Origin of the sequence: Lacinutrix sp. Bg11-31 (genome assembly GCF_002831665.1) — a bacterium.
In the GTDB taxonomy this organism is placed as follows: Bacteria; Bacteroidota; Bacteroidia; order Flavobacteriales; family Flavobacteriaceae; genus Lacinutrix.
Genome location: NZ_CP025118.1, coordinates 3,049,509 through 3,073,972, shown reverse-complemented (window position 1 = coordinate 3,073,972; position 24,464 = coordinate 3,049,509). Strand labels below are relative to the sequence as shown.

Sequence of the window (24,464 nt, the reverse complement as noted above, 5' to 3'; positions counted from 1 at the left end):
TAATAATTAATTTTTCTTTTTCTTTTTAAAATCTAAGATACACATTTACAAAGTAATTTGCACCTCTACCATACCAATATTTAGCTCCGAAAACTCTTTTTTCTAGACTTATATCATCTCTTAAAGCTCTGTAATCTGCACGCCTTCCTTGCTCGTAACCACCTGTTTTGTATTGCTTATCTAATAAGTTTCCTACACTAGCAAAGAAACCAATATATTTATCTCCAATTTTCCAAGACTTTCCACCTACTAAGTTTACAACCATGTAATTATCAAACTTCTCTTGACTTAATAAACCTTTTGCAACGTCTGGATCGTAATCATTATAAGGTAATCCATCTGCATCTGTATAGAATGCGCTAGATCTTGATAGCGGACTTACATCTACGTATGCATTGTCGAAAAAATTTGCTGTTGCACCAAACCACCAGTAATCTGGATCTCTATATTCGAAACCTACAGAATAAGCAGTTTGTGGCCCACCTGCTACTTTATATCCTTCTAAATTAGATGTAGTTACATCGTCTACAAGATTAATTTGCTCACCATCTTGAACATCTACAAAATCTTCTGATGTTGAGTTTATATATAAATTAGGATTATTATCGTAAGTATATTGACCTACAGATGCAGCACCTTTTAATTTAATAGTTGGTGTTACCTGTGCTTCTATACCTAATTCTCCTCCAATGTGTCTTTTCTCAACTCCAGTTAATATTTCTTGAATAAATCCTGTACTACTACCTTGTGTAAAGTAAAATGAAATTTCGTTTGCGTCTTCTATTTTAGTATAAAAACCAGTTAATTTTGCTTTAATAATTGGTGATCTAAAAATATAACTCGCATCTACAGACATTATTTTTTCTTCAGTAATATCAATACCAGCCTCTTTATTACCAAATCTTACACCAACATAATCATGGCTCTCTCTTGAGTTTGTATATGTATTCCTTATAGATGGTGCTTTTGTAATATAGCCTCCATTAAAATCTAATAAGTGTTTTCCTGTAATTTTATAAGTAAATCCGGCTTTTGCTCCAACTCCTGTAAACTCCAATTTATCTCCTTTACCATAAGAATTATCTAAATTGTTTCCATTTTTAAATAAACCTTCTCTTTGGTAATCTGTTTTTGTTAAGCTTCCTGCTAAGTAAAAATCTACTTTATTATACTTAAATTGTGCTTGTGCAAAACCAGATAACTCGTTTACATTTATATTATAGTTGTATCTAAATTTATCACCTTCGTAAGCTATATAATCAGGATTATTTGCATCGAATGCATTTTGACTAAACGAATCTATATTTGAAACTCCAGTAGTACTTCCTAACAAATCGATAATTTCAGCAAAGTTTTCAGAATCTAATTTTCTGTAATTAATTCCTGCATGAAATAAAACGTTTTCATTTAACTCCGTATTAAAAATACTGTTTAATGTTAATGTTTTATCATCATTTCTATCTTCATATAATACATATGCTGCATTTGTGCCCATTGTATTATTAGTTAAGTTAGCATCTATAATTCTTTCCCAATCTACTTGTCCATCATTTAAGAATTCTTGCTCTGCTGCATAAGCACCTGCTAAATCTCCATCTTCTAAGTAATTACTTGGCAAATCTTGATAATATGCTGGACTTGGGTTTGCACCACCTGCATAATCTAAACGACTATTACCTATTTTTCCAAATTGGTATCCAATGTTTGTATTTAACGCTGTTTTAGATGAAATGTCCCAAGTATGATTTAACATTATAATTGGTTCTTCAACTTCTTTAATACGAGAGTTTTTCTTTTTCCCATCTAAATATCCCCAATATTCGTTGTACTTAATTCCTTTTAAATCGTAAACTTCTTGCGTATTAGAAGAAGACTTCCCTCTTCTATTAGGTGCGTAAATAGAAGTAAAGTTTATACTATGTTTGTCGTTAATTTTCTTTTCAACTGAAGCAAAAAACGAGTTAGAATCGTAAAGTGAAGCGTCTTGATAGCCTTCATTTCCCCAACGTCTTCCAGCCATAAGCGTATAAGCCCAACCATCTTCCATTAAACCTGAAGAATAACTTGCCATTAAACGGTTTGTATAACTTCTATTAGAAGAAGAGTATGTTACACGACCACCTTCTCTATAAGAAGATGCTTTAGTGTTCATGTTAGTTGCTCCTAAAACGCCACCAAAAGTGTATGCCGAAGGAGAAAGTCCTTGTGAAAATTCTTGATTACGAACAACATCGTTTAATCCTCCCCAATTACTCCATTGTGGTCTTCCTGTATCGAATTTATTCATTTTAATCCCGTTTATTAAAACAGTACCATTGTCTGAATCTAATCCTCTTACTCTAAAGAAAGAAGAACTAAACTCAAAAGCTGCTGTTCTTTGAAAAATATCACGAGAAGAAGATAATAATCCTGATATATTATCAGAACCACTTGTATCATCACTTAATTCATCGTCCGAAAGTGTAATGGTAAACAAATCTGCTTGACTACCTTGATCGACTTCAAGAGTCATGTCTTGGATATCTACAGTTTTTCCTTCATTTACAATAATAGGATATCTTTTTGGCAGAAATCCTGTCTTAGTTATTCTTAGCATTTGCTCTCCAAAAGGAATCGCTTGACTAAATTTAAACTGACCCATTCCATCTGTTGTTTCACTTTGCCCTGTTTCTTCAACAGTAATGGTTACGTCTGGAAGTGGTTCATCTGTAACAGCGTCTTTAACGCTACCTTTTACAATCGTTTCTTGAGCAAAGATTGTACAAACAGAAAACATTCCGAATAAAAAAATTAGTAATTTTTTTTTCATACTTGAAATAATAGTTAATAATAGTTTACACATTAAATAAAAGTTATTTAAGGCTTGCAAAGTTACATTATTTATTAGAAACATTTACCTTTGGCAGGCATTTTGAATGCATGCGTAACATTAACATAACATTATAACTAAATGAAAAATTTAAAACTATGGCTTTCAGTTGCACTTATCACTGCTTTTGTTAGCGTTAATGCTCAAGAGGAAAAGAAATACAAAATCCATACTGTGGCTTTTTATAATCTTGAAAACTTATTTGACACAGTAAACGATACAAAGAAAAACGATGAAGCTAGCCCAATGATGGAAATTAAAGCAGATCGTGAAGAAGTTTACAAAAAGAAAGTTCATAATATGGCGCGTGTAATTGCAGATATTGGTACTGAAACTACAGGAAATGCACCTGCAATTATTGGTATATGTGAAGTTGAGAATGTTGATGTTGTTGAGGATGTTGCCAATGATCCTTTATTACTAGCTAAAGATTATGGTATTGTTCATTTTGATTCACCAGACAGGCGTGGTATTGATGTTGGTTTAATGTACCAAAAAAGATTATTTCAACCAATATCTAAAAGTTCTCATACTTTAAAAATTTATGATGACAATACAAAAAAACGTGTTTACACTAGAGATCAATTATTAGTTACAGGAAAACTTGATGGAGATCTTATACATATTATAGTAAGCCATTGGCCATCTCGTAGCGGTGGAGAGGCAAGAAGTCGCCCAAAACGTGTTGCTGCTGCAAAATTAAACAAACGCATTATAGATTCTTTACAAGCAATAGATCCTTACGCTAAAATTATTACAATGGGAGATTTAAACGATGATCCCACAAACGCTAGTGTTAAAGATGTGCTTAAAGCTAAAGCAAAGAAAAAAAGTGTTGCAATAAAAGGAATCTATAATCCTTTTATTAATATGTTTAAAAAACAAGGATTAGGAACTACTGCCTATAGAGATGCTTGGAGTTTATTCGACCAGATTATGGTTACAAAACCATTGATTGAAACCGATTTTTCTTCTTTTAGATATTACAAAGCTGGGATTTACAATAAAAACTATTTAACAAATAAAAAAGGCCGTTATAAAGGCTACCCACTTAGAAGCTTCGCAGATGGAGGTTTTACAGATGGTTTTAGCGATCACTTTCCTGTTTATATTTATTTAATTAAAGAGATAAAATAAACATCTACCCAATAAACTTAAAACGTCAACTAAATTAGTTGGCGTTTTTTTATTACATTGTTTTTATGAAAAACATATTGCATACACTCTTTCTGATCTCTGTATTCTTTCTTCATGCACAAAAGATTGAGAACAAAATAATAGAAAGTAGTTCTATACAATCTATTACGATTGAAGGTAATGCTATATTTAAAATTGACATCAACACTTCCGCTACAAAAAACATAAAAGTAACCTCTAAAATTGAAGGAGAATATGCAAAAAGCTCCAAAGTGTTAACCCAAATTATTAATGATGTTCTTTTAATAACAAGTGATTACCCAGAATTAACAAATAAAACAGACGACAAATTAAATGCACATAAAGTCCATTCTATAGAGATTAGTCTAGACATCCCACAACATTTAAACTTATATATTAAAAGCGAAATAGCATCTGCAAAAATTAGTGGCACTTACAACTATTTACTTTTAGAATTAAACCAAGGCAATGCAGAAATCTTAAACTTTACAGGAAACGCAACAATTAACACACATAATGGCAATATTACTTTAGAAACTAATAATGCGGTAATTGAAGCAAAAACTAAAACAGGAATATTGAAAAGCGAAAAAATAACTGAATCGCAGAATCAAATAAAAATCACTTCTATTAACGGAAATATTAACATCTATAAAACTAAAAAATAGTCTTATTTTAGCTTCAAATTATTGTAATGTCTTTTAAGAAAGCCTCAATTTTAATTATCATTATTTTACTAATCGACCAGATTAGTAAACTGTATATAAAAACACATTTTCAACTACATGAATCTTTAGAGCTATTTAGTTGGTTTAAAATTTACTTTGTAGAAAATGATGGTATGGCTTGGGGAACCAAATTAAGTGACTTTGCCCCAAGTTTAATAAGTGATAGAATAGCAAAATTATCTTTAACTACTTTTAGAATTTTTGCCATTTTTGGTATTGGGTACTGGCTAGTAAACTCTATAAAGAAGCACCAGTCTAAAACATTACTTTTAGCATTGATTTTTATTTTTGCAGGAGCTTTAGGCAATATTATAGATTCCGTTTTTTATGGTGCTTTTTTTAACGATAGCTTTGGACAAGTTGCCTCTTTTATGCCAAAAGATGGTGGTTACGATAATCTACTGTATGGTAATGTAGTCGACATGCTTTATTTCCCTATGTGGCAAGGTAACTTACCAGAGTGGTTACCGTTTTTAGGTGGTGAAAATTTTATTTTTTTCGAACCTGTTTTTAATATTGCAGATGTTGCAATTGCAACTGGATTTGGTGTTTTATTATTCTTTAATAAGAAAGCATTCCCTAAGAACGAGGACAATATTTAGAACCTATAAATGTTTTGTGGAGTAACGCAATAATCTAATGCTACATCACTTTCTAAAACAGGAAAAACAACTTCTTCAATTTCAAAAAAGGACAAACCAATTTTAATAGTTTCTGGGTTACAACTTGCTAAAAAATTATCATAAAAACCTTTACCATAACCAATGCGATTTCCTTTTTTGTCGCAAGCTAAAAGAGGCACAAATACAACCTCTATTTTAGAGTTGTTAATTTCGATACCATCTACAGGTTCCGGAATATTGTATTTATTTAATTTAATCTTTGTTGCATCTGTTAATAAGAAATTTTGAAGTGTTCTAGTTTCAAAATCACTTTTAGAAATTACTATGTTTTTATCTTTTCCGGATAGAATACTTAAAATAAAATCTGTGTTTATTTCTTTTAAACTCCCTATAGAAAGAAAAACATGATAGAACTCATGGTCCCAAATCTCTAAGTCTAATAGTTTATTTGCAATTTCAAGACTTAAATCATCAATTGCATCTTCAGTTAATTCCTTTCGAAGATTTTTATATTTCTGTCTTAATTCTAATTTAGTAACCATTATTATTCGTCTACTAATTTAGTTGAAATATGAAACAGCGCATCACCTTGATAAACAATTGGCGATTCGTTTACATTAATAATGTATCCAGTATTAGACGTTTTTACAAAGTGATTAAACTTGCCATAAGGATCTGTAATATTTCCAATAACCTGGCCTTTTTCAACTTTAGAACCAACATCTATTGAAGCCTTAAACATTCCAGAATAGCTTGCTCGAATCCAACGACTTTCATTTATAAAAATTACAGCTTTTTTGGGTTCTGAAACTTTAAACTTTCTTTGAAGCATTCCATAATGGCTTAAAATACGTTTGGCTCCATTTACACCTGTATTTGTAACATCATTATCTATATGAATTGATTTTCCGCCTTCAAAAAGCAGAATAGGTTTATTCAATCTATTGCAAGTGTTTCTAAAAGATTTATTTACGTTTTTAGAATACAAGACAAAGGGAGATCCAAAAATTTTGGCTGCAATATTTAGATCTTCATTACCATCAATAATTCTTATTTGTGGTGCATTAAAACGTAAAGCGCCTCCTGTATGGAAATCCATTATAAAATCGGCATGAGGCATTATTTCAGAAACTAAAGAATATGCAACTCTGCTTGCTAAAGAACCAGATTTACTTCCTGGAAATACACGGTTTAAATCGCGACCATCTGGAAATTCGCGTTCCATATTAATAAATCCAAAAACATTTAAAACTGGGACACAAATTATGGTTCCTATTTTTGGTTTATTAATGCCTTTCGAGATTATTTGTCGAACAATTTCTACACCATTAATTTCGTCTCCATGTATACCTGCTGTAAATAGAATAACAGGTCCAGGTTTTTTAGAACGCTCAACAATAATTGGAATATCTACTAGTGTTCTTGTGTGTAATTTTGCAACATTAAAACTTATTTCTACGCTTTGTCCAGGTTTAATGGTTTCGCCTAAAATGTTTAAATCGTTTTTGTTTTCAGTATTCATAATTAAACATGTCGTTCAATATAACGAATAATAGTAGATGCAATATCTTTTTTGGTAGCAGTTTCGATACCTTCTAATCCAGGCGAAGAATTAACTTCTAAAACTAAAGGGCCACGAGCAGATTGCAGTAAATCTACACCACAAATACCCAAACCAAGAGATTTCGCAGCTTTTAAAGCAGCATTTTCTTCTTCATCTGAAAGTTCAATTATATTAGCACTTCCTCCTCTATGTAAATTAGATCTAAACTCACCTTCTTTACCTTGACGTTTCATTGCTCCAACAACTACGCCATCAACAATAAAAGCACGAAGGTCTGCACCTTTAGATTCTCTAATAAATTCTTGAACAATAACACGTGCTTGTAATCCATTAAAAGCCTCGATTACAGACTCTGCTGCGTTATTTGTTTCTGCCAATACAACACCTAATCCTTGCGTACCTTCTAATAATTTAATTACTAGAGGTGCACCACCTACATATTCAATCATACTTTGTACGTCTTTCGCATAATTAGAAAACACCGTTTTTGGCATTCCTAAACCAGCTCTAGATAGTACTTGTAAGCTACGTAGCTTATCTCTTGATCTCACTAAGGCTTGAGATTCTACAGCCGAAAACACTTTCATCATTTCAAACTGTCTTACAACAGCTGTCCCGTAAAAAGTTACAGAAGCACCAATTCTAGGTATAATAGCATCACACTCTAAAGTTCTTCCTTTAAAGATAACTTTTGGGTTTTTCTTCTCTATAATAATATCGCACATTAAAGGATCTATTACTTCAACCTCGTGTTTACGCTTTTTCGCAGCCTCAATAAGACGTTTAGTAGAATATAAATGAGCGTTTCTAGATAGTATTATTATTTTCATGATTTTAAATTGATATAGTATTATTTATCAAAAATAGTATTATTTGATGTATTTTAGGATTATTTTATTTGGAGGTCTCTTTTCTTTAGATAAGATAAGTTTTTTAAATTAATATCTACAAGAAATTTTTTAGATAGAAATTTTCTCCCAATTAAAATAGGATATTTCATTTCAGACCTAGTACTTAAAGTAAGATCTATTTTATATTTCTTTTCAAAAAGTATAACAGACGTTTTTACGATGTATCTTTTTTGAACCATCCCATTACTACTCTTTACTTTAGTTGTAGAGTAGTTTTTAAAAACTATAATTTTTTTGTTATAATTTGGATGTTCTTTATCAAAAAACAAACATTTTAGTAAATTATCTTCTTCTACTACTTGGTGACAATGCATAGAAGATGTAAAAGCTCCTGTATCTATTTTAATATCTATATCAAATAAATCAAGCGTTGGAAAATCTACTTTATCTATTCTGCCTATAATTTTTTTGGGCATTTTTCTAACTTAAATTAATGCTGCAAAGTAATAAAAAACTTGGATTAAACTAATCTTGCAATCATAATTACTATCTAAAATATTTTTTAAGTATTATCTTTGGGTTAATGGATAATCCTTCGCTAGAAATACAGTTAAAAACCCTACCAAATTCTCCTGGTGTGTATCAGTATTATGATGCTGAAGGAACTATTATCTATGTTGGAAAAGCCAAAAACCTAAAAAAAAGAGTCTCTTCTTATTTCACTAAAACGCACGAAAACGGAAAAACGCGAGTTTTAGTAAGTAAAATAGTGAACATAAAACACATTGTTGTTGAAACCGAAACCGATGCTTTATTATTAGAGAATAACTTAATTAAAAAACATAAACCACGATATAATGTTCTATTAAAAGACGACAAAACCTATCCGTGGATTTGTATTAAAAACGAACGTTTTCCAAGAGTATTCCCTACACGTCGCGTAATTAAAGATGGCAGCGAGTATTTTGGGCCCTACACTAGTATGAAAACGGTTAAAACTTTGTTGGGTTTAATAAAAGGACTTTATAAATTACGAACCTGTAATTATAAATTATCTCAAGAAAATGTAAATTCAGGAAAGTTTAAAGTCTGTTTAGAATACCATTTAGGAAATTGTAAAGGCGCATGCGAAGGCAGAGAAACAGAAGGAAGTTATCATGAAAACATAGAAGCTATAAGAGCTATTTTAAAAGGAAACTTTAAAGATTCGCTAGAACAGTTTAAGCAGCAAATGTATTTATTTGCTGAAGAAATGTTGTTTGAAGACGCTCAGAAAATTAAGGAGAAAATTGAGGTTCTAGAAAATTACCAATCCAAGTCAACCATAATAAACCCAAAAATTAGTAACGTAGATGTCTTTTCGATTGTAAGTGATGAAATCTATGGTTACATAAATTTTCTTCAAATATCTTATGGTTCAATTATACGCTCACATACTTTAGAAATTAAAAAAAAATTAGATGAAACAGATAAGCAATTATTAGAACTCGCTATTATTGAAATTCGTGGGCGTTTTAACTCAAATTCAAAAGAGATCTATGTGCCTTTTCATGTTGCGGTTGGTAATGAAATTAAAGTAAGCCTACCTCAACTAGGAGATAAAAAGAAGATTTTAGACCTCTCTATTCGTAATGCAAAATATTACAGAATGGAACGTTTTAAGCAAGTTAAAATAACAGATCCAGATCGCCACGTCAAACGTATTATGGCGCAAATGAAAAAAGACTTACGTTTGGGCGAAGAACCAAGACATATAGAATGTTTCGACAATTCTAACATACAAGGTACTAATCCTGTAGCAGCATGTGTGGTTTTTAAAAATGGTAAACCTAGCAAACGAGACTACAGAAATTTTAATATTAAAACTGTTGTGGGTCCAGACGATTTTGCTTCTATGGAAGAAGTTGTTTTTAGACGCTACAAACGTTTACTCGATGAAAAAGAACCATTACCACAATTAATAATTATTGATGGTGGAAAAGGACAATTATCTTCAGCTTTAAAAAGTTTAGACGCTTTAGGGTTAAGAAACAAAATCGCAATTATAGGAATTGCCAAACGTTTAGAAGAATTATTCTATCCAGACGATCCAATTCCACTATATTTAGATAAAAAAAGCGAAACACTAAAAATTATACAACAATTAAGAAACGAAGCGCATCGTTTCGGAATAGAACATCACAGAAATAAAAGAAGTAAACAAGCGTTAAACACAGAAATGGAAACCATTCCTGGAATTGGCGAAAAAACCATTATAGATTTGTTAAAAGAATTTAAGTCTGCAAAACGAATTGCTAATGCAAAATTAGATGAACTTGAACAGGTTGTAGGTGTTTCGAGAGCAGAAAAAATTTATAGCTATTATCATAAAACCGAAAACGATTAAATGAAACGAGCATGATAACATTTTATCGTAAACGGAATGATTAATAGCGAACAACATGTGACCGCTAAAAACAATAAATAAAAACACATGAAACCATTTATCATCGCAATATTGCTATTAACAATATTAAATACTAACGTATTTGCACAAGAAAAAACAGCTAAAGAACCAAGAATAGGTTTGGTTCTAAGTGGTGGTGGCGCAAAAGGCTTAGCACATATTGGCGTTTTAAAAGTTATAGATAGCTTAGGCGTACGCATAGATTACATTGCAGGAACAAGCATGGGAGCTATAATAGGATCGCTCTATGCTTCAGGATATTCTGGAAATCAATTAGACTCCATTTTTAAAGACGTGGATTTCGATAAAATGTTGAACGATGAAATTCCAAGAGCAGCAAAAACATTTTACGAACGTGAAAACAACGAAAAGTACGCAGTAATATTACCATTCGACAAATTTAAAGTACATCTACCATCAGCGCTTTCAAGAGGTCAAAACACCTTTAACTTGTTGTCTAAACTAACCTTGCATGTTAATAACATAGACGATTTTAGCAAACTCCCAATCCCGTTTTTTTGCATGGCTACTAATATAGAAACAGGGCAACCTGTACTATTAGACAAAGGTAATTTGGCACAAGCTGTAAAAGCGAGTAGCGCATTTCCTTCGTTGTTTCAACCTGTAATAATAGACGAGCAATTATTAATAGATGGTGGTGTAACTAATAATTATCCTATAGACGAGTTACGTGCAAAAGGCATAGATGTAATTATTGGTGTAGATGTGCAAGATGGACTTGCTAATAGAAGCGACCTATCTTCAGCTCCTGCGATATTATTTCAAATAAATAATTTTCGTACCATAAATGATATGAAGGTTAAAGCAATAAAAACAGATATTTACATTAAACCAGACATCACAAAATATAATGTTGTGTCTTTTGATGATGGTGAAAAAATTGTTGAAAATGGAGAAATAGCAGCAAAATTAAAAGGTTACGAATTAACTGAACTAGCAAAAAAACAAAAAAATAAGAGAACAAAATTTATTGAGCTCAAAACACCAGATAGCCTTCAAATAAATCAAATATTATTTAAAGGTTTAGACAACTATACTATTTCTTATGTGTTAGGAAAATTAAAACTAAAGCAATTCGAAAAAGTAAGCTATAAGCGTTTTATTAGTGGAGCAAACAATTTAGTTGGCACAAATAATTTTGACAGCTTTACCTATAAACTAGTACCATCGGTTATTGATGGTGTTTCTGGTTATGATTTACAGACAGAAATTACTGAAACAAAAAAAACAACTGCTCTTAAATTTGGTCTGCATTACGATGGCTTATATAAAAGTGCGCTATTAGCTAATATTACAAAAAAACAAGTGCTATTTAAGAATGATGTTATGTCTCTAGATTTAATTGCAGGAGATAATGTTAGATATAATTTTGAATATTATATAGATAAAGGATTCTACTGGAGTGTTGGTTTAAGCTCACGCTATAATGAGTTCGACAAAAGTGTTCCTGCCGCTGCTTTATTATCTCAACAAGCAATAACAGCTTCAGGAGTTAATAAACTAGGTATTAAGGTTACAGATATTACCAATAAAGTTTTTATACAAACACAATATAAAAACGATTTATCTTTAACACTTGGAGCAGAACATAAACGGTTAAAAATAACATCGGAAACCGTTTTGTCTTCATCTAATCAAAATAAAACAACATTCGACAAAAGCGATTACGTAAGTACTTTTGCTAATTTAAGGTTCGATTCTTTCGATAATAAATATTATCCTAACGAAGGCTTTTATTTTAATAGCGATTTTAATCTTTATCTTTTTTCTTCAGATTTCAACAAGAATTTCACTGAGTTTTCTATTATTAAAGCAGGTTTAGGTTACGCACACAAATTAACTCCAAAACTAAGCGCTAATATTAGTAGTGAAGCAGGCGCTAAAATTAATGGTAACGATACTAAATACTTAGATTTCGTTTTGGGTGGCTATGCTAACAATTTTATTAATAATTTTAAAACTTTTTATGGCTACGATTACCTATCACTTCCAGGAGATAGTTTTATAAAAGGAACTATAAATCTGGACTACGAAATAACAAACAAACACCACATAACGCTTGCGGCAAACTATGCAAATGTAGAAGATGATTTATTCAGCTCAGAAGACATTGAGTGGTTTTCACTACCAGATTATTCAGGTTACGCACTTGGTTATGGTGTAGAAACATTTTTGGGACCCATAGAAGCAAAAGCAACCTTTTCCCCAGAAACAAAGGAAACCTATTGGTTTTTCAATTTAGGATTTTGGTTTTAAAAATTACATTTTCTTAACTCCAAAAAAATCACGATATTTGTTAATGATGTATAACTCTTGGCAAGACATGTTAACCTTTCTAAAATTTCTTATTAAAAGAAATCCAGAGTAACCTACCCATTCCTTTATTTCGCATTTAGTAAAGTAAAAAGTCTAACTTTATACTTTAAATTTTTAACTTAAAAAACTTAAAAATGCCGTTTTATCACAAACTAGGAAACATTCCACATAAAAGACACACACAATTTAGAAAAAAAGATGGGTCTTTATATTCCGAACAACTTTTTGGAACCATAGGTTTCGATGGTATGAGTACAAACTCTTACCACGAACAACCTCCAACACAAGTAAAAGAAATAAAAAAACAATACAGTGTTGCGCCTAAAATTGCAAAAGAAAATCACTTACAATCCTATCGTTTTAGAGGCTTTCAGGTAAAACCAGAAAACGATTATTTAAAAAGCCGAAAAGCCGTTCTAACAAACAGCGATTGTACCATAATTCTAGCAGCACCAAAACACTCTACAGAAGACTATTTTTATAAAAATTCTGATGCAGACGAAATGATATTCATCCACAAAGGCTCAGGAAAACTAAGAACACATCTTGGTAATTTAGACTTTAAATATGGCGATTATTTAATAATTCCGCGAGGCATAATCTATAAAATAGACTTCGATACTGAAGACAACAGACTCTTTATTGTAGAATCTCGCAGACCAATTTACACGCCAAAACGCTATAGAAATCATTTTGGTCAATTATTAGAACATTCACCATTTTGCGAACGCGATATACGCAGACCATACGAACTAGAAACCAATAACGAATCTGGAGACTTTTTAATGAAAGTTAAAAAACAAGACGATATTTTCGATATGGTTTACGCCTCACATCCATTCGATGTTGTGGGTTACGATGGTTACAATTACCCATATGCGCTTTCAATTCACGATTTCGAACCCATTACAGGTCGCGTACACCAACCACCACCAGTGCACCAAACCTTCGAAACTGATGCCTTTGTAATCTGTAGTTTCGTGCCACGCATGTACGATTATCATCCGCAAAGTATTCCTGCGCCTTACAACCACAGCAATATCGATAGCGACGAAGTACTGTATTACGTAGATGGCGATTTCATGAGCCGAAACGATATAGACCAAGGTCACATTTCTCTGCATCCAGCAGGAATACCACATGGTCCACACCCAGGAACCGCAGAAAAAAGTATTGGTAAAACTAAAACCGAAGAATTAGCAGTCATGGTCGACACCTTTAAACCGTTAATGGTTACAGAAGAAGCCATGAAAATTGCCGACGAAGATTATTATAAATCTTGGTTAGATCATTAAAATTTGTCATTCCTGCGCAGGCAGGAACCTATTTAAAACAAAAATTATTAGAAGCTATTTCCTGCTTTACACTATATCTTTTTTGAAAAAAAAAAAAAGGATACCGTTTCAATCAGCGCTAAAACACCTACTAAGTATTAGCTTAATTAAAATAACAGGCTCAATTTAGTAAGTTGAGCTTCTTTCCAGTGGAAAGATTAAGAAATAAATAACATGAGCAAAAAAGAAGTAAAATCAGTAAACTACGGTTTAGAAAAAATATTCGAAGGTGCACAAGATTTCCTACCATTATTAGGAACAGACTACGTAGAATTCTACGTTGGTAATGCAAAACAAGCAGCACATTTTTATAAAACAGCATTCGGTTTTCAATCTTACGCCTATAAAGGATTAGAAACTGGATCAAGAGACTCTGTAAGCTATGTATTAAAACAAGACAAAATCCGTTTGGTTTTAACAACACCATTAAACAGTAAATCAGAAATTAACAACCACATCGTAAAACATGGAGACGGTGTAAAAGTTGTGGCTCTTTGGGTAGAAGATGCTAGAAAGTCTTACGAAGAAACCACAAAACGTGGTGCAAAATCGTACATGGAACCAACCGTAGAAAAAGACGAATTTGGAGAAGTAGTAAGAGCAGGAATCTACACTTATGGAGAAACTGTACACATGTTTGTAGAACGTAAAAACTACAAAGGAACATTTATGCCAGGATTCGAGCCATGGGAAAGCGATTATAATCCAGAACCAGTAGGTTTAAAATATATAGACCACATGGTTGGTAATGTTGGCTGGGGGCAAATGAATAAATGGGTAAAATGGTACGAAGACGTTATGGGCTTTGTAAACTTTTTATCTTTTGATGATAAACAAATTCACACAGAATACTCTGCGCTAATGAGTAAAGTAATGAGTAACGGAAATGGGCGTATTAAATTTCCAATAAACGAGCCAGCAAAAGCAGCTAAAAAATCTCAAATCGAAGAATACTTAGATTTTTACGAAGATTCAGGTGTACAACATATTGCAGTAGCTACAGACGATATTATTAAAACTGTAGCACAATTAAAAGCTAGAGGAATAGAGTTTTTGCCTCCTCCTCCACAAGCATACTACGATGAAATTCCTGAACGTTTAGGAGTACACATGGAAATGATGAAAGAAGATATTGGCGAACTTCAAAAATTGTCTATCATGATAGATGCAGACGAAGAAGGTTATTTACTTCAAATTTTTACAAAACCAGTAGAAGACAGACCTACTTTGTTTTTCGAAATCATACAAAGAATGGGAGCACAAGGTTTTGGAGCAGGTAACTTTAAAGCTTTATTTGAGTCTATAGAACGTGAACAAGCAAAACGAGGAACTCTCTAATAACAAAATTTGTTAAATAATCATTAAAAATGCCAACTATTTCTTAGATGGCATTTTTTTGTTTTATATTTTTGGAATAGTAATTGTAATCTAGAGTTTATAAAGCAATAAATGCTTTAAATGAAGTTGAATACAATAACTCAAATCTTATGAAAAAATTACTACTAATACTAATCACAATAGCCTCAATAAACATTACATCAGCACAAGATGGCGCTTTTCAAGATGGCGAATGGTTTAAATTTAAAATGAGCTATAGTAATTTCTTTAAAGCAGGAAATGCAACTTTATCTTTAAAAGAAAAAGAACTTGATGGCAAATCTGTCTTTCATGTTGTTGGAAAAGGTTGGACAACAGGAATGGCAAAATGGTTTTTTAAAGTAAAAGACCGTTACGAAAGCTATTTTGATACAGACAAGATTATCCCTTATAAATTTATTAGAGATATTGATGAAGGTGGACATAAAAAGAATATAGAAATAGATTTCGATCACGATAAAAACACAGCATTAGTTCACAATAAAAGGCACAATTCTAAGAAAACAATAAACACGAAACCAAATGTCCAAGACATGGTTTCTTTATTTTATCATTTACGAAACAAGCTTGATGTTTCAAATTTAAAAGCTGGAGGCGAAATAAAACTAGACATGTTTTTCGATGAAGAAAACTATGGTTTCAAACTTAAATATTTAGGAGAAGAAACTATTAGCACAGAATTTGGTAAAATTGAAGCACTAAAATTTAGACCTTATGTTATGGCTGGTCGTGTTTTTAAAGAAGAAGAAAGTTTAACACTTTGGGTTTCAAAAGATAAAAATAAAGTACCTTTACGTATAAAAGCAGATTTAGCTGTTGGCTCTTTAAGAGCGGATCTTGAAGCTTTTAAAGGATTAAGACATCCATTTAAAATTGTAGTAGATAATTAAATGAATATAGATCAAAAAATAACCGACCAACTAAAGGACAAATACGAAGCACTAGACCAAAATGTAAACACACATTTAGAAGGTTTATTACATAGTAAACCCATAGATTATTGGGATTATATCCAAACAGATGCACTATTGAATCTTCAAATACAACGTACTGTATTCCCAGATGAAATGGTGTTTTTAATGTACCACCAAGTAAACGAATTGTTATTTAAAATGATTCTTTGGGAAATAGATCAAGTAGCAAAGAAAGAAGACGTTTCTGCTGCTTTTTTCGAAGATAAACTAATGCGTATTAGTCGTTATTTCGATATGTTAACTTCATCTTTTACTGTCATGAAAGATGGAATGGACGTGACACAATACAACAAATTTAGGCACACATTAACACCTGCAAGTGGTTTCCAAAGTGCGCAATACAGAAAAATTGAATTTGCATCAACAGAACTTATCAACCTAATAGATAATCGTTTTAGAGAAACAATAGACAGAAACACGCCTTTCGAGCATGCTTTCGAGCATTTATATTGGCAAGCTGCAGGAAAAGATTACAAAACCGGTAAAAAAACCTATACATTAACAGTTTTCGAAGAGAAATACAAAGACGAATTTATTAGATTTGCTGAATTCACTAACACACACAACTTATGGACAATTTTTAAAAAATTACCAAAAGATGTTAGAGAAGATCAAAATTTAATTAAAGCAATGCGTCATTACGATTACACAGTAAATATTACTTGGGTAATGGCACATTATAACACAGCAAATCACTATCTTAATATTGGTGGTAAAGCAGTAGAAGCAACAGGCGGAAGCGAATGGGTAAAATATATGCATCCAAAATATCAAAGACGAATATTTTTTCCAGATTTATGGAGTCAACAAGAACTAGACGATTGGGGAAAAAATGTATAATAGCATTTATATGCTTCGTTTCAATTTTAAGCTGTAAAAAAGAGGTCGAAAACAGCGATGCTCTTGACACTGCATTAATTGATGAACCAAAAGAAATTTTCGAATTCGGGTTTAATTTAGAAGATTATGTCGTTAAAAAAGACACTATAAAAAACGGTGATACTTTTGGAAAAATTTTAGAACGCAATAATATTTCCTATCCTAAAATTTTTGAAATAACAGAAAAATCAAAAGATAGTTTTGATGTAAGCAGGAATCTACAACTAGGTAAACCTTACACCTTATTATGTTCTAATGACTCTCTTCAAAGTCCAAAATGTTTTATTTACCAACCTACAAAAGAACGTTATGTAGTTATAGATTTTCAAGATTCTATTAAAACCTATACAAGCTATAAACCTATTAAGTATGTTGAAAAAACAGCTTCTGGAGTAATTACTTCAAATATTTCTCAAGCAATGAGCGATCAAGGTAAGCCATTCATGCTAGCTTTAAAGATGAGTGATATCTACGCTTGGACAATAGATTTTTCAAGACTTCAGAAAAACGATAAATATAAAGTCGTTTATACCGAAAAATACATCGACGATTCTATTTACGCAGGAATTCACGAAATAAAAGCAGCCTATTTTGAACACAATAAAGAACCTTTTTATGCTTTTGAGTTTGAAACTGATTCTGTTTTAGGTATTCGCGATTATTTTAATGATGAAGCTAAAAATTTACGTCGTGCCTTTTTAAAAGCACCAGTAAATTTCAGTCGCATTTCATCAAGATACAATCTTAAAAGACGTATTGCACATTATGGATATAGAATAAAAGCGCATAGAGGAACAGACTTTGCTGCTCGAAACGGAACACCAATAATGTCTACAGCAAATGGAACTGTTACAAGGTCTGGTTATGGCCTAGGTAATGGTAAGTTTGTTAAAGTAAAGCACAATGCAACTTATAGTACACAATACCTTCACATGTCTAAAAGAAATGTAAAAGTTGGAGATTTTGTAAAACAAGGAGAAGTTATTGGTTATGTTGGAAATACTGGTAGCTCATCTGGAAACCATGTATGTTATCGTTTTTGGAAAAACGGAAAAGAAGTTGATCCTTTTAAGGAAAAACTACCAGAAGCTAAACCAATTTCCGATAGCTTAAAAATTAAATTTTTAGAATACATAAAACCTATAAAAAATCAATTAGAACTTCTAAATTACCCAAAAGAAGTTATAGAATCTGATAGTTTAAACACAGAATCCGAAGGACAGAAATTAATTACTTAGAGAACTACAAAAATGGCACTACCATCAATTAATCCAACAACTACAGCTGCTTGGAAAGCGTTACAAAATCATTTTGATAATGTTAAACAAGTCAATATTAAAGACCTATTCTCTTCAGACAAAGAAAGAGCAGATAACTTTAAAATTAGTTGGGAAGATTTTTATGTAGATTTCTCAAAAAACCGAATTACAGAAGACACCTTTAAACTCCTTTTAGAACTTGCAGATCAAGTAAAACTTAAGGAAGCTATAACCTCTTACTATTCAGGAGATATAATTAACAAAACAGAAAATAGAGCTGTTTTACATACTGCTTTACGTGGAAAAGAAAGCGATACCATATTAGTAGACGGCAAAAATGTTATGCCAGAAATTTTTGCCGTAAAAGCAAAAATGGAAGTCTTTACTAACAATATTGTAAAAGGTAACAGAAAAGGATATACAAATAAACCATTTACAGATGTTGTAAATATTGGAATTGGAGGTAGTGATCTAGGACCTGCAATGGTTGTAGAATCTCTTCAATATTACAAAAACCATTTAACTACTCATTTTGTGAGTAATGTAGATGGTGATCATGTAAACGAAGTACTTAAAAAACTTGATCCAGAAACTACGCTTTTTGTTATTGTTTCTAAAACGTTTACAACACAAGAAACTTTATCTAATGCTACTACAATTCGCGAGTGGTTTCTTAAACATGCAAAACAAGAAGATGTTGCTAAACACTTTGTAGCAGTCTCAACCAATACTAAAAAAGTAAAAGCTTTTGGAATTGATGAAGACAATATTTTCCCAATGTGGAATTGGGTTGGTGGACGTTTTTCGTTATGGAGCGCTGTTGGTTTAACAGTAAGTCTTGCTGTTGGGTTCGATAATTTTAATAAATTATTAAAAGGAGCCAATGCTATGGATATTCATTTTAAAAATGAAGAATTCCAAAATAATATTCCTGTTGTTTTAGCTTTAATAAGCGTTTGGCACAATAACTTTTTTGGCGCAGAAAGCGAAGCTGTTATTGCATACTCTCAATACCTAAATCAGTTTGCAACTTATCTGCAACAAGGTATCATGGAAAGTAATGGAAAATCTATAGACCGAAAAGGAAATAGAGTAAACTATGAAACAGGCACATTAATTTGGGGAGAACCAGGTACAAATTCTCAGCATGCTTTCTTTCAACTTATTCATCAAGGCACAAAATTAATTCCAGCAGATTTTATTGGTTTTGCCGAAAGTCTTCATGGAAACCAAGACCATCAAGATAAATTAATATCTAACTATATTGCCCAAACTGAAGCACTCTTAAACGGAAAAACTAAAGAACAAGTATTAGAAGAACTAAAAGGTCAAGACTTATTAAATAAAGACATAGAAGAATTATTACCTTTTAAGGTTTTTGAAGGTAACAAGCCTACAAACTCTATTTTTATTAAAAAACTAACGCCAGAAAGTTTAGGTAAATTAATAGCTATGTATGAACACAAAATATTTGTTCAAGGTGTTATCTGGAACATCTATAGCTACGACCAATTTGGAGTAGAACTTGGAAAGCAATTAGCGAGTTCAATTCTAGAAGACATACAATCTGGCACTTTTAAGAATCACGACAGTTCTACCCAAAATCTTTTAGAATTCTTCAAGAAATTTAGATAATTATTGTTGAAAAACCTGTTAATAGGTTTGTTTTTCAGCATCTAAATATCAGCTATTTAGACGTATCTTTATACCACAGAAATTTGTTAACATTAAGTTAATGTTAAAGCGTTAATTATGCGTATTTTTGCCAAAAATTAAAACAAACAAACTTTAATCCCACAAAATGAAAGACACAATTAAAATGTTGTTTTTTGCAGTTACAATTTTATGTTCTGCAATCACTATGGCTCAAAGCACGGTTACTGGAACCGTACTAGATCCAGAAAGTAAAGCTCCTTTACCAGGTGTAAATATTTTAGAAGCAGGAACTTCTAATGGAACCTCTACAAATTTCGATGGTAATTTCAGTATTGTAACCAAATCTAAAGAAGCAAAAATAATTGTGTCTTACGTAGGTTATTTATCTCAAGAGTTTACTGTTACTGGCAGCAAAGACCTTGGAGCAATTACTTTATCTCCAAGCGAGTTTGGATTACAAGAAGTTAATATTATGGCATCTGTTGCTGTAGACAGAAAAACGCCTGTAGCGGTTTCTACAATAAAAGCTGCGGATATTGAATTGAAATTAGGAACTCAAGAATTTCCTGAAGTATTAAAATCTACTCCAGGAGTTTACGCAACTAAAAGTGGTGGTGGATATGGAGATGGACGTATAAATCTACGTGGTTTTAGTTCAGAAAACGTTGCTGTAATGATAAACGGTGTGCCAGTAAACGATATGGAAAATGGTCGTGTATACTGGTCTAACTGGGCTGGATTAGGAGATGTAACACGATCATTACAAGTGCAAAGAGGTTTAGGAGCTTCTAAAGTAGCAGTGCCTTCAATAGGTGGAACAATAAATATTATCACAAAATCAACAGATGTTGAAACTGGCGGTAATGTTACTATGTCTGTTGGTAATGATGGATATCAAAAATATGGCGCAACGTATTCTACTGGTTTAATGGAGAATGGATTAGCAGTATCAGTATCTGCAGCTAAAATATTTGGTAATGGTTATGTAAATGGTACTGAATTTAATGGTGTTAATTATTTTTTAAACATATCTAAAGAAATTAATGACGCTCACAAATTATCATTTACTGTTTTTGGGGCTAAGCAAGAACATGGTCAAAGATATAACAGAAAAACAATAGAAGGATACAGAGCAACAGAAGCTGGAGGAAAGAAATTTAATGCAGATTGGGGATACCATAACGGTCAAGTTAAAAATTCTTCTTTTAATTTTTATCACAAACCTCAAATGTCATTAAATCACTTTTGGGATATAAATGAAAAAACATCTTTATCTACAGCTCTATATGCTTCTTTTGGAAGTGGTGGTGGAAGAAGAGAACAAGGAAGTAAAATTGGATCTGACACCTATAGATTAGGTAATTCAGACCAGCCAATAGATTTTGATACAATTGCCGAAGAAAACAGAGCTCTTGGAAATTTAGGTTCTTCAGATATTCTTAACAACTCAAACAATTCGCATAAATGGTATGGTGTTTTATCTACTTTAAAAACTAAAGTTGGTGATAAATTAACCATTTTAGGTGGTTTAGATGGGAGATATTATGTTGGTTCTCACTGGTATGAAGTATCTGATCTTTTAGGAGGACAGTTTTTCTTAAACACAACGTCGAGTGACAATACTTTTAATCAAGCATTACAAGTTGGCGATCGTTTTGGTAAAGACTACGATGCTACTTCTGTTAATATGGGATTATTTGGACAAGCAGAATACGATTTTAGCGACAAGCTTTCAGCATTTGTTTCTACAGCTGTATCTAATACAACATATAGCAAAGAGGATTTCATGAAATACGCTACAAACGATCCTGAAAGAAAATCTGATAAAGCAAATTTTGTTGGTTATAGCTTTAAAGGTGGTGCAAATTACAATTTAGACGAAACAAATAATGTGTTTGCTAATATTGGTTATTTCTCTAAAGCACCATTTCTAAATGGGAATGTTTTCTTAAGTGATAGATCAACGGTACTTAACGAAGAAGCTTTAAACGAAAAAGTATTTAGTGCAGAAATAGGTTACGGCTATAGAAGCTCAAACTTCTCTGCCAATGTTAACATCTATAGAACTTCTTGGTTAGACAAATCTTTAACAGGAACAGTAGGTAATCCTGATCCAACAGCAGATAGACTAACTTACAATATTCCAGGATTAGATGCTTTACATCAAGGTGTAGAACTAGATTTCTTATACAAATTTAATAGTAAGTTAAAAGCTACTGGTATGGTTTCTTTAGGAGACTGGACTTGGAAAAATGATGCTAGTGGTAAGATTTTTACTCCAGACGGAACGTTAGCAGATGAAGTTACAGTATACGCAAAAGACTTAAAAGTAACAGATGCTGCACAAACAACTTTTGCTTTTGGTTTAAACTATAAGTTATTACCAGAATCTTTAATTTATGTAGATTACAACTATGCAGGAAACCTATATGCTAGTTATTTTATTACAGATAGACAAGATGAAACTAACAGACAGGATTCTTGGGAAGTACCTTCTTATGGCTTGTTTGATTTAGGCTTAAAACATGGATTTAAAGTCGGAGAATTTGACACTACATTAATAGCAAAAATGAATAATGTTTTCAATACAGAATATGTTTCTGATGCAAATGATGGACTTGGTTCTACCGCTTCTTCAGCATTAGTATATTATGGTTCTGGAAGAACATTTAGTGTTGGAGCAAAAATTAAATTTTAAAAATAAATAAATATGAAAAAAATAGTTTTTTTATTAACAATTATAGGCGCAATCTTTACAGGTTGTAATCCTTTAGAAGACATCAATAATGAAATTGATGCACAGCAAAACGATGTTGTTGGTAGTACAGAATATACTGTAACAGCAGATGATTATTCGGCTTTAGATCTTGGTTTTGGGAGTTTTAACTCAGAGCAACAAGCAAAAGATTCAATACCACAAATATTAACAGACATGTACTCTTTTTGGGGACAAGGTTCTTCTGTTTTAGTAAACTATAACCTTTATGTTGGTAATGCAGAAGGTGTAAGTGACTATACTGGTTCAGATGTTTACTCTTTAACCAATGCAGATTATGCTTTAACTGGAAGTGATGCTTTTGGATTTTATCCAAACGTAAATGCAGCATCTCAAATACCTAGTGTATTAAGTGCGCAAATAGCAAGCCCAACTGAAGGACAAATTGTATTAGCAAAATATAAGCAATATACAGAAATACCAGTAGTAGGTTTAGCAAACTTGATAGATTATAATTTCGCCGGTAGTTTTGAAGGATGGAATATAGTAGAAGAATTTGGTGGAGATGATATTTGGGTATCAGATACTGGTAATGTAAAAGCTAGTGGTTTCTTTGGTGGGACTCAAGTTGCTAATACAGAGTGGTTGGTTTCACCTTCTATTGACTTAAGTGGTGAAGACAATCTTAAGTTTCAAATTACACAAGAACTTGATTTCGCTGGAGATGCTTCTTTAGTTAAAATTTTAGTTTCTACAGATTATACAACAGATGTATTAACTGCAACTTGGGATGAAATCACCTTAGCTAATCCTGCAACTGGAGATATGGCTTCATCTGAAGATTATGATTTCTCTGCTTACGATGGTCAAACAATTAATATTGCTCTTAAATATACTTCTATAGGAGATGATCCAGCAACAGCTACAGTTGATGAAGGTGACGCTGCACGTTGGAGAGTTGCTAACATGGCTATCAAAACATTAGGAGCTACAGGAAATACAACTTCTAATGGTGAATACTTTATGTATTCTGGAGGCAATTGGGAAGCTGTAGACAGTATCTATTATTTAAGTTCTGCAGACTACGATGCTATGGGAACAGGTTCTGGTCAACCAGGTCAATACAACAACTTTAGTAGTTCTTTATCTCCTAACAATTATTTACCAACATTCTTAGCTTCTAGCTTTCCTTACGGACAGGAAGACGAGGAGTTATTTGTAATTTATGATTACTACTCTAGTAATTCTGGAGCACAAAGAAGAGGTAATCTATATACTTTTACTAGTGGTATGTGGAATGCTCACGAATCTACTATTGAGACTTCTTTACAATTTGGTTTTGATAATGGTGTTTGGGTACCAGATAACACAATAAGATACACGTTAATAGCTGCAGATTATACTTTATCTTCTGCTGCATTGTTAGCTGAGCCGGGTTTTGAAGGTCCAGCAGCAAGTATGGGTAATTATGGTAACTTTGATAGAAGAGTTGGTAACTCTGCTTACTGGAGTGAAGAAATGGTTATTACTGCTATAAGTCTAATATTAGATAATAACGATCCATCAGCTATGGATGAACAGAAGTATATTGTTACTGTGGATATTTACAACGGAAGTAATGGCACTGAAGATTTTAGTGTAATAAAAACAGCAGGAGAATGGGTTTCTAACTAATAATCCAGATTGCTTAAAT

Annotated in this window: 18 protein-coding genes; 13 read left to right on the top strand and 5 right to left on the bottom strand. The window is 32.1% G+C overall.

What is annotated here, in order from left to right:
* Positions 1 to 25: 25 nt before the first annotated feature.
* Positions 26 to 2,809 carry a carboxypeptidase regulatory-like domain-containing protein gene (locus tag CW733_RS13770; protein WP_100998849.1) on the bottom strand — a complete coding sequence of 928 codons (2,784 nt, stop codon included), beginning with the start codon at positions 2,807 to 2,809 and terminating at the stop codon, positions 26 to 28.
* 141 nt (positions 2,810 to 2,950) lie between these two features.
* On the opposite strand from CW733_RS13770, the gene CW733_RS13765 reads away from it, so the two are divergent.
* From CW733_RS13765 to CW733_RS13755, 3 genes are all read left to right on the top strand, one after another.
* A complete protein-coding gene (locus CW733_RS13765) occupies positions 2,951 to 4,006 on the top strand; it encodes an endonuclease (RefSeq protein ID WP_100997730.1) in 1,056 nt (351 codons plus the stop codon).
* A 65-nt stretch (positions 4,007 to 4,071) separates the two neighbouring features.
* The gene (locus CW733_RS13760; protein WP_100997729.1) at positions 4,072 to 4,695 is read left to right on the top strand and encodes a hypothetical protein; all 624 of its coding nucleotides are present in this window, start codon (positions 4,072 to 4,074) and stop codon (positions 4,693 to 4,695) included.
* Positions 4,696 to 4,721: 26 nt separating this feature from the next.
* Positions 4,722 to 5,357, top strand: a complete 636-nt coding sequence (locus tag CW733_RS13755; protein WP_100997728.1) for a lipoprotein signal peptidase — start codon at positions 4,722 to 4,724, stop codon at positions 5,355 to 5,357.
* Here CW733_RS13755 and CW733_RS13750 read toward each other — a convergent pair.
* From CW733_RS13750 to CW733_RS13735, 4 genes are read right to left on the bottom strand one after another with little or no spacing between them, the layout of a single operon-like run.
* Positions 5,354 to 5,920 (bottom strand): 5-formyltetrahydrofolate cyclo-ligase, encoded by a 567-nt coding sequence (locus CW733_RS13750; RefSeq protein WP_100997727.1) that lies wholly within the window; start codon positions 5,918 to 5,920, stop codon positions 5,354 to 5,356. The two genes, CW733_RS13755 and CW733_RS13750, sit on opposite strands and share 4 nt — an antisense overlap.
* Positions 5,921 to 5,922: 2 nt before the next feature.
* Positions 5,923 to 6,900 (bottom strand): succinylglutamate desuccinylase/aspartoacylase family protein, encoded by a 978-nt coding sequence (locus tag CW733_RS13745; protein ID WP_100997726.1) that lies wholly within the window; start codon positions 6,898 to 6,900, stop codon positions 5,923 to 5,925.
* 2 nt (positions 6,901 to 6,902) lie between these two features.
* Positions 6,903 to 7,772: a 30S ribosomal protein S6--L-glutamate ligase gene (gene rimK / locus CW733_RS13740; protein WP_100997725.1), complete on the bottom strand. Its 870-nt coding sequence runs from the start codon at positions 7,770 to 7,772 to the stop codon at positions 6,903 to 6,905.
* A 59-nt stretch (positions 7,773 to 7,831) separates the two neighbouring features.
* Positions 7,832 to 8,269: a RimK/LysX family protein gene (locus tag CW733_RS13735; protein WP_100997724.1), complete on the bottom strand. Its 438-nt coding sequence runs from the start codon at positions 8,267 to 8,269 to the stop codon at positions 7,832 to 7,834.
* Positions 8,270 to 8,376: 107 nt separating this feature from the next.
* Here CW733_RS13735 and uvrC point away from each other — a divergent pair, with 107 nt between their 5' ends.
* The 10 genes from uvrC (at position 8,377) to CW733_RS13685 (ending at position 24,445) form a co-directional block, all read left to right on the top strand.
* A complete protein-coding gene (uvrC, locus tag CW733_RS13730; protein ID WP_100997723.1) occupies positions 8,377 to 10,179 on the top strand; it encodes an excinuclease ABC subunit UvrC in 1,803 nt (600 codons plus the stop codon).
* Positions 10,180 to 10,266: 87 nt separating this feature from the next.
* A complete protein-coding gene (locus CW733_RS13725) occupies positions 10,267 to 12,516 on the top strand; it encodes a patatin-like phospholipase family protein (protein ID WP_100997722.1) in 2,250 nt (749 codons plus the stop codon).
* A gap of 194 nt (positions 12,517 to 12,710) precedes the next feature.
* Positions 12,711 to 13,871, top strand: coding sequence for a homogentisate 1,2-dioxygenase (locus tag CW733_RS13720; protein WP_100997721.1), 1,161 nt, complete (start codon positions 12,711 to 12,713; stop codon positions 13,869 to 13,871).
* 213 nt (positions 13,872 to 14,084) lie between these two features.
* Positions 14,085 to 15,248, top strand: a complete 1,164-nt coding sequence (gene hppD / locus CW733_RS13715; protein ID WP_100997720.1) for a 4-hydroxyphenylpyruvate dioxygenase — start codon at positions 14,085 to 14,087, stop codon at positions 15,246 to 15,248.
* A 149-nt stretch (positions 15,249 to 15,397) separates the two neighbouring features.
* Positions 15,398 to 16,177 carry a DUF3108 domain-containing protein gene (locus CW733_RS13710; protein WP_100997719.1) on the top strand — a complete coding sequence of 260 codons (780 nt, stop codon included), beginning with the start codon at positions 15,398 to 15,400 and terminating at the stop codon, positions 16,175 to 16,177.
* Positions 16,178 to 17,101 (top strand): tryptophan 2,3-dioxygenase family protein, encoded by a 924-nt coding sequence (locus CW733_RS13705; RefSeq protein WP_100997718.1) that lies wholly within the window; start codon positions 16,178 to 16,180, stop codon positions 17,099 to 17,101.
* Entirely contained in the window at positions 17,059 to 18,378 is a 1,320-nt protein-coding gene (locus tag CW733_RS13700) for a M23 family metallopeptidase (protein ID WP_100997717.1), read from the top strand. Before CW733_RS13705 ends, CW733_RS13700 begins: the two co-directional genes overlap by 43 nt.
* A gap of 12 nt (positions 18,379 to 18,390) precedes the next feature.
* Complete coding sequence (gene pgi / locus CW733_RS13695; RefSeq protein WP_100997716.1) at positions 18,391 to 20,034, top strand: glucose-6-phosphate isomerase; 1,644 nt, start codon at positions 18,391 to 18,393, stop codon at positions 20,032 to 20,034.
* A gap of 166 nt (positions 20,035 to 20,200) precedes the next feature.
* Positions 20,201 to 22,753 (top strand): TonB-dependent receptor domain-containing protein, encoded by a 2,553-nt coding sequence (locus tag CW733_RS13690; RefSeq protein ID WP_100997715.1) that lies wholly within the window; start codon positions 20,201 to 20,203, stop codon positions 22,751 to 22,753.
* A gap of 12 nt (positions 22,754 to 22,765) precedes the next feature.
* Positions 22,766 to 24,445, top strand: a complete 1,680-nt coding sequence (locus tag CW733_RS13685; protein ID WP_100997714.1) for a choice-of-anchor J domain-containing protein — start codon at positions 22,766 to 22,768, stop codon at positions 24,443 to 24,445.
* Positions 24,446 to 24,464: the final 19 nt, after the last annotated feature.